12 protein-coding genes, 4 tRNA genes and 1 pseudogene are annotated in these 11,664 nt (G+C 73.8%); 9 read left to right on the top strand and 8 right to left on the bottom strand.

Annotated elements, in window-relative coordinates:
* Positions 1–70: 70 nt before the first annotated feature.
* The 4 genes from ACFVTF_RS00300 to ACFVTF_RS00285 form a co-directional block, all read right to left on the bottom strand.
* Positions 71–144: transfer RNA gene (locus ACFVTF_RS00300), tRNA-Phe, on the bottom strand.
* Between the two features lie 27 nt (positions 145–171).
* Positions 172–245 (bottom strand) — tRNA-Asp (locus tag ACFVTF_RS00295).
* 55 nt (positions 246–300) lie between these two features.
* Positions 301–373, bottom strand: a tRNA-Glu gene (locus tag ACFVTF_RS00290).
* A 127-nt stretch (positions 374–500) separates the two neighbouring features.
* A complete protein-coding gene (locus ACFVTF_RS00285) occupies positions 501–842 on the bottom strand; it encodes a metallopeptidase family protein (protein WP_350880588.1) in 342 nt (113 codons plus the stop codon).
* A 70-nt stretch (positions 843–912) separates the two neighbouring features.
* On the opposite strand from ACFVTF_RS00285, the gene crcB (ACFVTF_RS00280) reads away from it, so the two are divergent.
* From crcB (ACFVTF_RS00280) to ACFVTF_RS00260, 5 genes are all read left to right on the top strand, one after another.
* Positions 913–1,410 carry a fluoride efflux transporter CrcB gene (gene crcB, locus ACFVTF_RS00280; protein ID WP_387807219.1) on the top strand — a complete coding sequence of 166 codons (498 nt, stop codon included), beginning with the start codon at positions 913–915 and terminating at the stop codon, positions 1,408–1,410.
* Complete coding sequence (locus tag ACFVTF_RS00275) at positions 1,407–1,757, top strand: DUF190 domain-containing protein (protein ID WP_063348329.1); 351 nt, start codon at positions 1,407–1,409, stop codon at positions 1,755–1,757. Before crcB (ACFVTF_RS00280) ends, ACFVTF_RS00275 begins: the two co-directional genes overlap by 4 nt.
* Positions 1,754–2,128: a fluoride efflux transporter CrcB gene (gene crcB, locus ACFVTF_RS00270; protein WP_363581397.1), complete on the top strand. Its 375-nt coding sequence runs from the start codon at positions 1,754–1,756 to the stop codon at positions 2,126–2,128. Before ACFVTF_RS00275 ends, crcB (ACFVTF_RS00270) begins: the two co-directional genes overlap by 4 nt.
* A 1,127-nt stretch (positions 2,129–3,255) precedes the next feature.
* Positions 3,256–5,598 (top strand): DEAD/DEAH box helicase, encoded by a 2,343-nt coding sequence (locus ACFVTF_RS00265; protein WP_387807216.1) that lies wholly within the window; start codon positions 3,256–3,258, stop codon positions 5,596–5,598.
* 221 nt (positions 5,599–5,819) lie between these two features.
* Entirely contained in the window at positions 5,820–6,686 is an 867-nt protein-coding gene (locus ACFVTF_RS00260) for a TIGR02452 family protein (protein WP_387807213.1), read from the top strand.
* A gap of 83 nt (positions 6,687–6,769) precedes the next feature.
* Here ACFVTF_RS00260 and ACFVTF_RS00255 read toward each other — a convergent pair whose 3' ends face one another.
* Entirely contained in the window at positions 6,770–7,105 is a 336-nt protein-coding gene (locus ACFVTF_RS00255) for a hypothetical protein (RefSeq protein ID WP_371517728.1), read from the bottom strand.
* Between the two features lie 197 nt (positions 7,106–7,302).
* On the opposite strand from ACFVTF_RS00255, the pseudogene ACFVTF_RS00250 reads away from it, so the two are divergent.
* Positions 7,303–7,554 (top strand): annotated as a pseudogene (locus tag ACFVTF_RS00250) (RICIN domain-containing protein); the annotation flags it as partial.
* On the top strand, positions 7,555–7,767 hold the full coding sequence (locus ACFVTF_RS00245) for an RICIN domain-containing protein (protein WP_387808312.1): 213 nt from the start codon (positions 7,555–7,557) through the stop codon (positions 7,765–7,767). It begins immediately after the preceding pseudogene.
* Positions 7,768–7,783: 16 nt separating this feature from the next.
* Here the strand turns inward: ACFVTF_RS00245 and ACFVTF_RS00240 are convergent, their stop codons facing one another.
* Positions 7,784–8,479: a tyrosine-protein phosphatase gene (locus tag ACFVTF_RS00240; RefSeq protein ID WP_371517727.1), complete on the bottom strand. Its 696-nt coding sequence runs from the start codon at positions 8,477–8,479 to the stop codon at positions 7,784–7,786.
* A gap of 55 nt (positions 8,480–8,534) precedes the next feature.
* Positions 8,535–9,299, bottom strand: coding sequence for an SDR family oxidoreductase (locus tag ACFVTF_RS00235; protein ID WP_387807209.1), 765 nt, complete (start codon positions 9,297–9,299; stop codon positions 8,535–8,537).
* A gap of 191 nt (positions 9,300–9,490) precedes the next feature.
* On the opposite strand from ACFVTF_RS00235, the gene ACFVTF_RS00230 reads away from it, so the two are divergent.
* Together ACFVTF_RS00230 and ACFVTF_RS00225 are read left to right on the top strand one after the other, a co-directional pair.
* A complete protein-coding gene (locus tag ACFVTF_RS00230) occupies positions 9,491–10,258 on the top strand; it encodes a DNA polymerase beta superfamily protein (RefSeq protein WP_387807206.1) in 768 nt (255 codons plus the stop codon).
* 37 nt (positions 10,259–10,295) lie between these two features.
* Positions 10,296–10,368, top strand: a tRNA-Lys gene (locus ACFVTF_RS00225).
* A 129-nt stretch (positions 10,369–10,497) separates the two neighbouring features.
* Here the strand turns inward: ACFVTF_RS00225 and ACFVTF_RS00220 are convergent.
* Positions 10,498–11,580, bottom strand: coding sequence for a fatty acid desaturase family protein (locus ACFVTF_RS00220; protein ID WP_387807203.1), 1,083 nt, complete (start codon positions 11,578–11,580; stop codon positions 10,498–10,500).
* Positions 11,581–11,664: the final 84 nt, after the last annotated feature.

Raw genomic sequence — 11,664 nt, 5'->3', positions numbered from 1 at the left:
CAGCTCGAACCCGAAGGGCTCCGGAACGGCGGAAGCCCCGCAGCGATCACGCTGCGGGGCTTCCGATCTGTGGCCAGGGCCGGGGTCGAACCGGCGACCTTCCGCTTTTCAGGCGGACGCTCGTACCAACTGAGCTACCTGGCCGTACTGCACCGTCTCTTGCGAGACGAGCGATCCCGACGGGACTTGAACCCGCGACCTCCACCTTGACAGGGTGGCGAGCTAACCAACTGCTCCACGGGACCTTGTAGTGGTTTCCCACCAAGGTCTTGCGGCACTGCTTTTTACTACGGTACTGCGTGCCCCCAACGGGATTCGAACCCGTGCTACCGCCTTGAAAGGGCGGCGTCCTGGGCCACTAGACGATGAGGGCTTGCGGCCTGTCCCGCTGTTTCCAGCGTTCGGGGACGTCGAGAAGCATATGGGATGTAGGGCGGATCGCCAAAACGGGTTTCGGCCGGGTGGGTGGGGGCCGCCCGGGGGCCGCTTGGAGCGGGGGGTCAGGACCAGCCGAGCTCGTCGAGTTCGTGGTCGTCGAAGCCGAAGTGGTGGGCGACCTCGTGGATGACCGTGGTGCGGACTTCGGCGACGACCTGGTCGTGGGTCTCGCAGTGCCGGAGGGTGGGGCCGCGGTAGATGAGGATCCGGTCGGGCAGGACGCCCGCGTACCACTCGCCGCGCTCGGTGAGCGGGGTGCCCTCGTAGAGGCCGAGGAGTTCCGGGTCGGCGGGGTCGGGCTCGTCCTCGACGAAGACGGCGACGTTGTCCATCATGGCCGCGAGCTGCGGGGGAATCTGGTCGAGGGCGTCGCTGACCAGCGTCTCGAACTCTTCCCGGGTCATCTCCACCGGTTCATTGTCGGGTCTGGAGTGACGCTGTGCCAGACGGCGGGAGCCGGTGTTTGATGGGGTTATGGCGACCTCGGACGGCACGGTGGACGGCCCGGCGCGGACCCGGCCGGTGGGCGAAGGGACGGCCGCCCGGAGAAGGCCGCCGGTGTGGCGCGGACAGGGGCCGGCCGTGGCCGTGATCGCGGTGGGCGGGGCGATCGGGTCGCTGGCCCGGTACGGCGCCGGGCTGGCCTGGACGAACGGGCCGACGGCGTTCCCGTGGACGACGCTGCTGATCAACGTGGTCGGGTGCGCGGTGATCGGGGTGTTCCTGGTGGTGATCACCGAGGGGCGTCCGGCGCACCCGCTGCTGCGGCCGTTCTTCGGCACCGGGGTGCTGGGCGGCTTCACCACCTTCTCGACGTACGCGGTGGACATCCGGCGGCTGGTGGAGGAGGGGCGGCTCGGGCTCGGGCTGACGTACCTGGGGCTGACGCTGCTGGGCGCGCTCGGCGCGGTGTGGGCGGCGGCCGCACTGACGCGCCGTCTGATCACCCGTGGGGGCGGGGGCGTGCGGTGAGCAGGTTGAGCGGGCCGGCGCTGCGGCTGACCGTGCTGGTGGGGGAGAACGACCGCTGGCACCACCGGCCGCTGTACAGCGAGATCGTGCACCGGGCGCGGGCGGCGGGGCTGGCCGGGGCGAGCGTGTTCCGGGGGATCGAGGGGTTCGGGGCGTCGTCGCTGGTGCACACGGCGCGGCTGCTGTCGCTGAGCGAGGACCTGCCGGTGGCGGTGGTGATCGTGGACGAGGAGGAGCGGGTGCGGGCGTTCCTGCCGCAGTTGGACGGGCTGGTGGCGGAGGGTCTGGTGCTGCTGGACCGCTGCGAAGTGGTCAGGTACGTGGGGCGGGAAGGGGCTTCGGGGTGAACTGGCTGCTGGTGGTGGCGGGCGCGGTGGTCGGCGCGCCGCTGCGGTACCTGACCGACCGGGCGGTGCAGGCCCGGCACGACTCGGTGTTCCCCTGGGGGACGTTCGCGGTGAACGTGGTCGGCTGCCTGGTGCTCGGCCTGGTGACCGGGGCGGTGGCGGCGGGGGCCGCGTCCCCGCACGTCCAGGTGCTGCTGGGGACGGGGCTGTGCGGGGCGCTGACCACGTACTCGACCTTCTCGTACGAGACGCTGCGGCTGGTCGAGACCGGGGCGGGGCGGTACGCGCTGGCGAACGTGGCGGGCAGCGTGGTGGCGGGGCTGGCCGCGGTGTACGCGGGGGCGGGGCTGGCCTCGGCGTTCTGGGGCTGAGCGGGCCGCCTGCCTGTCCGCCTGCCTGTCCGCCTGCCCGTCCGCCCGCCTGCCCGTCCGCTCGTCTGCCCGTCCGCTCGTCTGCCCGTCCGCCCGCCTGCCGGGTCGGCGGGCCGTGGCGGATGCGGCCCGGGCGCTTCCTGGCGCGCTGCCCGTGTCCCGTCGGGGCGGGCGCGCGTTGGGCACCGAAAAGCGGCCGCGCGAGCAGTGGGCGGCCCGGGTGGGGCGGTGGAGAGGGAGCTCGGTGGCTTCGGTGCGGGCGGTTCGGGCGGTGGTGCGTACGGCTTCGGTGCTGGCGGTGGCCGGGCTGGGGTTGACGGGGTGCATGTCGGTCGGTCCCGAGGCGGAGGTGAAGCACGGGGTGGCGCCGGTCGGGCAGGTCGGTCCGGCGGGCAAGCCGGGGGCGACGAGCGGGCCGTCGGCCTCGCCGAGCGGCGCGCATCCGGGGATCGCGTCCGGGCGCCCGGAGCGTGCGGGGGGCTTGCTGGGCGAGAACGCGCCGGCCGGGGTGACGGCTACGGTGGCGGGCGAGGTGGCATCCGGCGCGAACGGCGCGGCAGCCGGCGTGGTCCCGGTGCCGGGGGCGCCCGCCGTGGACGCCGCGCCGGCCGGCACCGGCGCGAACGGTTCGGCGGGGGGCGTGAGCGTCAGCCCCGCGCCCCGGCCGGGCGGCGGTGCGTCGGCCGGCACCGGTGGTGCGACGGGCACCGGGGGCGCGGGCGGGGCGAGCGGGGCGGGCGGGGCGGGCGGCACCGGTGAGGGCCGCTCCGGCGGCACGGCGGGCACGCCGACGGCCACGCCGAGCAGCCACCCCTCGACGTCCCCCGAGCCCGAGCACAGCTCACCCGCCGCGACCGTCCCACCGACCCCGGAGCCCTCGGCCGGCAACTCCGGTTCCTCGGCCCCGAGCCCGCATGCGGGTGGGCATTAGCGGGCTGGCCAGGGCATTTGCCTCTGATCCCGAGGTTCGTCTATGGTGGTAGATCGTTCGTTTGATTCATTTGACTGGCGCCCTATTCCCATCTGGCGCCCTTGGCGCGTTCCGGCGATCCGTGGCTGACCGCATAGAGGCGGTTGTGAAACAGAACCCCCGGACTTTGGCGCGTGCCACTTCCGGAAGGTTTTACATGTCTCTCGTTGACGACGCCCGCTTCGCCATGCCCGCGAGCGAGGCCGCCGCCGATGTCACCGACACCGCCGACACCCTCACCGACGCCGTCGAGGCCGTCGAGCCCACCGACGCCGACGTCGAGCTGAACGCCGACGCCGCCGAGGTCGAGGAGGCCGAGGAGGCCGCCGAGCCCACCATCACCTTCGGCGACCTGGGCCTGCACGACGACGTCGTGCGCGCCCTCGCCAAGCGCGGTGTCACCACCCCGTTCCCGATCCAGGCCGCGACCATCCCGGACGCCCTGGCCGGCAAGGACGTGCTGGGCCGTGGCCGTACCGGCTCCGGCAAGACCCTCAGCTTCGGCCTGCCGCTGCTGACCCGCCTCGCCGACGGCGAGCGCACCAAGCCCAAGCACCCGCGCGGCCTGATCCTCGTCCCGACCCGCGAGCTGGCCATGCAGGTGGCCGACGCCCTGGAGCCGTTCGGCTCGGTGCTCGGCCTCAAGCTCAAGGTCGTCTGCGGCGGCACCTCGATGTCGAACCAGATCTACGCGCTGGAGCGCGGCGTCGACATCCTGGTCGCCACCCCCGGCCGTCTGCGCGACCTGCTGAACCGCGGCAGCGCCAAGCTGGCCGACGTCCGGACCGTCGTGCTCGACGAGGCCGACCAGATGGCCGACATGGGCTTCCTGCCCGAGGTCACCGAGATCCTCGACCAGGTGCCGGCCGGTGGCCAGCGCCTGCTGTTCTCCGCCACCCTGGAGAACGAGATCGACACCCTGGTCAAGCGCTACCTGAAGAACCCGGTCACCCACGAGGTCGACCCGTCGGCCGGCGCGGTCACCACCATGACCCACCACATCCTCGTGGTGAAGCCCAAGGACAAGGCGCCGATCACCAACGCGATCGCCGCCCGCAAGGGCCGCACGATCATCTTCGTCCGCACCCAGATGGGCGCCGACCGCGTCGCCGAGCAGCTCATCGAGGCCGGCGTGAAGGCCGACGCGCTGCACGGCGGGATGACCCAGGGCGCCCGTACCCGCGTCCTCGGCGACTTCAAGGACGGCTACGTCAACGTCGTCGTCGCCACCGACGTCGCCGCCCGCGGCATCCACGTCGACGGCATCGACCTGGTCCTCAACGTGGACCCGGCCGGCGACCACAAGGACTACCTGCACCGCTCCGGCCGCACCGCCCGGGCCGGGCGCTCCGGCGCCGTCGTCACCCTGGTGCTGCCGCACCAGCGCCGCGGCGTCTTCCGCCTGATGGAGGACGCGGGCGTCGACGCCTCGCGCCACATCCTCGACCACGCCTTCGACGCCGAGGTCGCCAAGATCACCGGCGCCCGTTCGCTGATCGAGGTCCAGGCCGAGAGCGCGGCCGGCATCGCCGGTGCCGCCGAGCGCGAGCTCGCCGACATGACCCGCCAGCTGGAGCGCGCGCAGCGCCGCACCACCGAGCTGCGCGAGGAGGCCGACCGCCTGGCCGCGCGTGCCGCGCGCGAGCGGGCCGAGCTGGGCATCGAGGACGAGGCCCCGGCCGCCGAGGCGGGCGACGAGGCCGCTGCGGAGACCCCGGCCGCCGAGGTGCCGGCTCAGGCCGCCGCGCCGCAGGCCGAGGAGCGCACGCCGTCGTACCGCGAGGCGCGCACCGAGCGTCCGGCCTTCGGCCGCGACCGTGACCGCGATGACCGTGGTGGCCGTTCCGGTGGCTTCAACCGTGACCGTGACGACCGTGGTGGCCGTTCCTTCGGTGACCGTGACGACCGTGGTGGCCGTTCCGGTGGCTTCAACCGTGACCGCGACGACCGTGGCGGCCGTTCCGGCGGTTTCAACCGTGACCGTGACGACCGTGGTGGCCGTTCCTTCGGTGACCGTGACGACCGTGGTGGCCGTTCCGGTGGCTTCAACCGTGACCGTGACGACCGTGGTGGCCGTTCCTTCGGTGACCGCGACGACCGCGGCGCCCGCTCGGGCGGTTTCAACCGTGACCGTGACGACCGCGGCGGCCGTTCCTTCGGCGACCGTCCGGCCCGTACCGGTGGTGGCTTCGACCGCGACCGTTCCGGTGGCTTCAACCGTGACCGCGACGACCGCGGCGGCCGCTCCTTCGGCGACCGTCCGGCCCGCACCTTCGGTGACCGCCCGTCCTTCGGCCGGGACCGCGACGAGCGCGGCGGCAGCAACAACCGTCCGTTCGCGCGTCGTGACGACCACCGCTCCGGCGGCCGTCCGCAGGCCTCCGGTGGTGGCTTCGGCCGTGACCGTGACGACCGTGGCGGCGCCCGCTCGGGTGGCTTCGACCGCGACCGCTCCGGTGGCTTCAACCGCGACGACCGCAAGCCGCGCTGGAAGAACTGACGCCGTACGGCCGGTGGTTGACCACCGGTAGCTGAACACCTGAACACACACGACGGGCCCGCTCCACGCGCTGGAGCGGGCCCGTCGCGTTCCCCCGATGCCCCGATGACCCCGATGCCCCCGGGCACCTCCCCCGGTACCCCTCGGGCCCCCGAGGTGTTGTTCTGCGGCTGAGAATAACCTGTGGCGCGGTACGGCGGAAGTCCCGTAGCGTCCCGGACATGAGCAGCAGACTGCACGACGTGGCCCGGGTGAACGAGGAGATCGCCGAGCGGGGGAGCTACCGGGCGGCCGGTGGCGAACTCGTCACGGTGGGGGAGCAGTTGGCGGCCGCCAGGGCCGGCACGGTGTCGTACGCGCCGCCGGAGCTGGACGCGCTGCTGCGGGGCGGGGGGCCGGGGCCCGGGCCGGGTCGGCCCGGTGGGCCCGTCGGGGCGGTGGAGGTGACGGCCGAAGGCAGCATCGAGGCCGCCCGGCGCCTGGTCGAGGGCGGGGCTGGCCCGGTCGGGGTGCTCAACTTCGCCTCCGCGCGCAACCCCGGCGGCGGCTACCTGCGCGGCGCCCGCGCCCAGGAGGAGGACCTGTGCCGCAGCGCGCTGCTCTACACCTGCCTGCTGGAGGCGCCCGACTACTACGAGGCGCACCGCGCCTCCACCGACCTCCGGTACAGCCACCGGGTGATCGTCTCGCCCGGCGTGCCGGTGATCCGCGGCCGGGGCGGGGACCTGCTCGCGCGTCCGTACCCGGTCACCTTCCTGACCTCGCCCGCGCCCAACGCGGGCCAGCTGGAACGGCGCTCGGCCGCCGTGGACGTCCGGGGCGTGCTCGCCGAGCGGGCCGTCCGGGTGCTCGCGGCGGCGGCCCGGCACGAGGTCCGCACGCTGGTGCTCGGGGCCTGGGGCTGCGGGGTGTTCCGCAACGACCCGGCCCAGGTCGCCGAGGCCTTCGAGGGCGCGCTCTCCCGGTACGGGGCGGCCTTCGAACGGGTGGTGTTCGCGGTCTGGGACCGCTCACCGGTCTCGGCGAACCGGGCCGCGTTCGAGGCGCGGTTCGGCGGGACGGCGCAGCCCGGCGCGGCGGTGCGCTGAGGCTGCCACCGGGTGGCGCCTGCCGGGTGTCGCCGCCGAGGCCGGTGAGCGGGCCGGCGCGCGGCTCGCGCCGGGTGCTGCTGCTACCGCTTGCGGGCGGCCAGCGCCGTCGCGGCCGTCGAGGCCGCCGCGACCACACCGGTGACGGCGAAGACCGACGGCCAGGCGCCGATCTTCTTCGCCAGCGGATGCGAGCCGCCGAACGCCGCCACGTACAGACCGGTCAGCGCCGCCGCGGTGGCCGTGCCCGAGCTGCGGTGCCACTGCGCGGCCGCCCCGGCACCGGCCACCGCCAGTACGGCGCCGCCCAGTTCGCGCCGGCCGCTCCAGCGGGCGACGCCGTAACCGCCGACCAGGCCGCTCGCCGCGGTCAGCGCGGCGGGCGCGGCGGCCGAGAGCACGTTGGGGACCTTCGCCATCGTCGACTCCACTCGTAGAGGTTGTCCTGACTTCCTGTTCCGGCTTCCGACCATAGCCCGCCCGCCCCGCGCGCCGGTCCGGGCCTCCGGACTCCAGCAGGCCGCCGTCCCCTCCGCAGTCCTCTCCGCAGTCCTCTCCACCGCCCTCTCCGCCGTTCTCGGCTCCGGGGCCTGTCAGCCCCCGGTGGCAGACTGCGAGCGTGACTGACACCGCGATCACCGACGGCCGCTACCGGATCCGCAACGTCGGCAGCGGCCTGCTGCTCGAAGTCGCCGACGGCAGCCGGCGCAGCGGCGCCCGCGTCCGCCAGGGCGCGGACGACGGCTCCGAGGCCCAGCTCTGGCAGCTCACCGCCGTCCACCCGGGCGGCGCCCTCTGCCACCTGGAGAACGCCGCCAGCGGCAAGCGCCTCGACGTCACCGGCGCCTCCACCGACGACGGCGTCCCCATCCAGCAGTGGTCCGCCAACGCCTTCGGCGCCCAGGAGTGGCTCCTCGAAGCCCACGTGGACGCCCCCGGCACCTACACCATCACCAGCTTCATCAGCGGCAAGCCCCTCACCGCCGCCGCGCCCCCCGACGCCACCGTCCACCAGTGGGAGGACACCGACTCGCCCGCCCAGTGGTGGCGCTTCGAACGCCAGGAGCAATGCCAGGAGTAGGGCGTCTCCGGGCCGGTCAGGCCGAGAGGTTGGCGCGCAGGGCGGTCAGTTCCCCGTCGGTGACGCCGTGGGCCCGGAGGTAGGCGGGGACGGAGGAGTGCTGGGTGTGGATCCAGCCCAGGGCGGAGGCGAGGAGTTCGGCGGTGACGGGGCGGGAGACGCGTTCGGTGCCGGTCTCGTCGACGTAGGGGGTGGGGCCCCGGTCGAGGCCGAGGCCGACGTTGGAGAGCAGGAAGTCGGCGGTGACGTCGGCCTCCGAGGCGCCGAGCAGGAGCTGCAGGACGGCGATGGTCAGGCCGGTGCGGTCCTTGCCGACGGCGCAGTGCACGAGGGCGGGCAGCGTGCCGGGGGCGGCGAGGCGGCGGACGACGGCGGCGAGGGACGGGCCGGCGGTCCGGGCCATGAAGGGGTAGAGCGCCGCCTGGTCCTCGGGCCAGGGCTGGTCGACGTCCTCGCGGTTGGCGGGCAGGGTCGGCAGGTTGAGGGCCTCGTGGTCGAGGCCGTGCCGCAGGTCGGGCCAGACCTCCAGCTCGACCGCACTGCGCAGGTCGAGGACGGTGCGCAGGCCGAGGGCCTTGAGGCGCCGGGCGCCCTCGTCGGTGAGGGTGTGGAAGGAGCCGGAGCGGTAGAGCACGCCCCGCCGCAGGGCGCCGATCCCGCCCGCGTCACGGAAGTTGCGCACACCGGGGATGTCGATGAAGGCATCGGTCATGGCCCCACGGTACGGGCGCGGGGCGGGCCGGCGGAAGGAAACCGGAGGGAACCTTTCAGCGCCCGCCGGAGACGTCCAGGAAGGCGTTGGTGGTGTACGAGGCGGCGGGGGAGAGCAGGAAGAGGATCGCCTCGGCGACCTCCTCCGCCCGTCCGCCGCGCCGCATCGGCAGTCCGGGGGCGACCCGGTCGACCCGGCCGGGCTCGCCGCCGAGGGCGTGGATGCCGGTGTGGATCAGGCCGGGGCGGACGGCGTTGACCCGGATCCCCTCGGCGGCGACCTCCAGGGCGAGGCCGCGGGTCATCGAGTCGACGGCGCCCTTGGCGGCCGCGTAGTCGACGTACTCGTTGGGCGAGCCGAGCCGCGAGGCGGCCGAGGACACGTTGACGATGGCACCGCCGCGGCCGCCGTGCCGGGTGGACATCCGGCGCACGGCCTGGGCCGCGCACAGGAACGGGCCGGTGATGTTGGCGGCCCAGATCCGGTTCAGCCGGTCCTCGTCGATGTCCTCCAGCCGGCACTGCTTCTCCAGCGTGCCGGCGTTGTTCACCAGGCCGGTGAGCAGCCCGAGTTCGGCGTCCACGGTGGTGAACAGCCGCTCCACCTCGGCGGTGCGGGTGACGTCGGCCCGGACGGCGAGCGCGGTGCCGCCCTCGGCCCGGACGGCGTCCACCACGGCGGTGGCCGAGGCCTCGTCCGTGCGGTAGTTGACGCAGACCCGGTAGCCGCGCCGGGCGGCGAGCAGGGCGGTGGCGGCGCCGATGCCGCGGCCGGCGCCGGTGACGATCAGGACGCCGTCGTCGGAGGTGGTGGTCGACATGCTCGGTACGGTACCCGGCGGACCGGCCGGGCGGGCCCCGGAGCGGAAATCGTTCGCCCGGCGCGGCCCGGACCGGCGAGGATGCGGTACCGGCGCCGCCACCGCAGCCCTGCCGACTGCCGGGTCGAGAGACGTCGAGAAACGTCGAGTGGCGTCGAGAAGGTCGAGAGAGTCGAGAGAGGAGCCCGGCGATGTCCGACGCACCCGTACCCGTACCCGCACCCGCCGTCCCCGGCACCGTCCTGCTCGCCGGCGTGGTCGGCTCCACCGCGTACGGCTTCGCCCACGCCGGCTCCGACGTCGACCGGCTGGGCCTGTACGCCGCCCCCACCGAGGAACTGCACGGCCTGCACCGCCCGGCCGAGTCGTACGTCACCACCGGGCCCGACGTCACCCTGCACGAGGCCGCCAAGTGGTGCCGCCTGGCGCTGTCCTGCAACCCGACCGCCTCCGAGCTCGTCTGGCTGCCGGACGACCTGTACGAGATCCGCACCCCGCTCGGTGCCGAACTGGTCGAGATCCGCTCAAGTTTCCTCAGTGAGTCGGGCGTCCGGAAGGCCTATCTCGGTTACGCGGAGCAGCAGTTCCGCAAACTGCTGACCCGCGACACCACCGACCCGGCCACCCGCCGCCGGGCCGCCAAGCACGCCCGGCACCTGGTCCGGCTGGTCGAACAGGCCGTCCGGCTGCACGAGACCGGCCAGAACCCGGTCCGCCTCGCCGACCCCGGACACGTCCGCGACCTCGGCGAACGCATCGCCGACCGCCCCGTCGTCGCCGAATCCCTGCTCGCCGACGCCGCCGACCGCCTCGCCCGCCCCGGCGTCCTCCCCGCCGCCCCCGACCCGCGCCCCGCCGAATCCTGGCTCCGCCGCGTCCGGGCCGCCCACTACGCTCCGCCTCCCGCCCCCGGCGCGCCCGCGCAATCCACTGGCGGAGCCCTGCGCCCCACCGGGTAGGATCACGGTGGCCCTCCCCGACCGGGGCGGGGGCCGCGGGCCACTAGCTCAATTGGCAGAGCTGCGGACTTTTAATCCGTAGGTTCAGGGTTCGAGCCCCTGGTGGCCCACCGAACTGAGGCCAGGTCAGACACCCTCTGACCTGGCCTTTTGCATGTCCGCCGCCGCTGGACGCACCGCGGCACCCCGGCTGGTCGAGTAGCCGGGGTGCCGCGGTGCTGCGTGGGTCGTGGGGCGGATCAGGCCGCGGCGCGGATCGGGGCGCCGGTCTGGTGGAGGTGGGTGAGGATCTCGCGGTACGAGCGGAAGAGGCCGGTCTCGTAGTAGGTGATGTCCTTCTCGGCGCAGAAGTCGCGGGTGAGGACGGCGGCGCGGCGCAGGGCCGGGGTGGGCATGCTGGGGAAGAGGTGGTGCTCGACCTGGTAGTTGAGGCCGCCCATCAGCGCGTCGATGAAGTAGCCGCCGCGGACGTTGCGGGAGGTGAGGACCTGGCGGCGCAGGAAGTCGAGCCGCATGCCGGGCGTCACCATCAGCATGCCCTTGTGGTTGGGGGCGAAGACGCAGCCCAAGTAGACGCCGAGCAGGGCCTGGTGGACGGCGAGGAAGGCGAAGGCCTTGCCGACCGGGAGGGCGGCGAAGACCAGCCCGAGGTAGGCGGCGAAGTGGGCGACCAGCAGGAAGCCCTCCAGGTAGGGGCGCTTCATGATCGGGCTGCGCAGCGCGCGGAAGCTGTTGTAGCTGAGGTTGAGGCCTTCGAGCAGGAGCAGCGGGAAGAAGAGGAACGCCTGGCGGCGGCCGATGAAGCGGGCGATTCCGCTGGCCTTCCTGGCCTGGTCCTGGGACCAGACGACGAGGTCGGGGGAGACGTCCGGGTCCCGCTCCTCGTGGTTGGGGTTGGCGTGGTGGCGGGTGTGCTTGTTCATCCACCAGCCGTAGCTCATGCCCATCAGGAGGTTGGCGACGATGCGGCCGCCGATCTCGCCGGCGCGGCGCCCGGTGAACACCTGGCGGTGCGCCAGGTCGTGGGCCATCAGTCCGAGTTGGGCGAAGACGATGGACATCGCGGCGGCCAGGACGAGTTGGAGCCAGGTGTCGCCGAGGGCGAACATGGCCCACCAGCCGCCGAGGAACGCGGCGAGGACGAGGCCCGCGCGGACGGTGTAGTAGACCGGGCGTCGGTCGAGCAGGGCCTCGGCGGTGATCCGGCCGAGCAGTTGGGCGAAGTCGCTCCCGCCGGTTCCGGGCGGGGCGGTGTCCGATGGTCCGGCGGGCGGCTGCGGCCGGGTTTTCGCGGTCGGCGTCCCCGCGGTGTCGGTGGTCATGGTGCTGAGTCTGGTCTAGGGAACGGGCCTTGAGAAACGGGGGCATCCCCCTGGGGCGGGGTGAGGAAAACCCCCGGACCGTCC

It is taken from the genome of Kitasatospora sp. NPDC057940 (genome assembly GCF_042887425.1).
In the GTDB taxonomy this organism is placed as follows: domain Bacteria; phylum Actinomycetota; class Actinomycetes; order Streptomycetales; family Streptomycetaceae; genus Kitasatospora.
The sequence above is the reverse complement of the archived record's forward strand: the minus strand, read 5'-3'. Positions and strand labels throughout refer to the sequence as shown.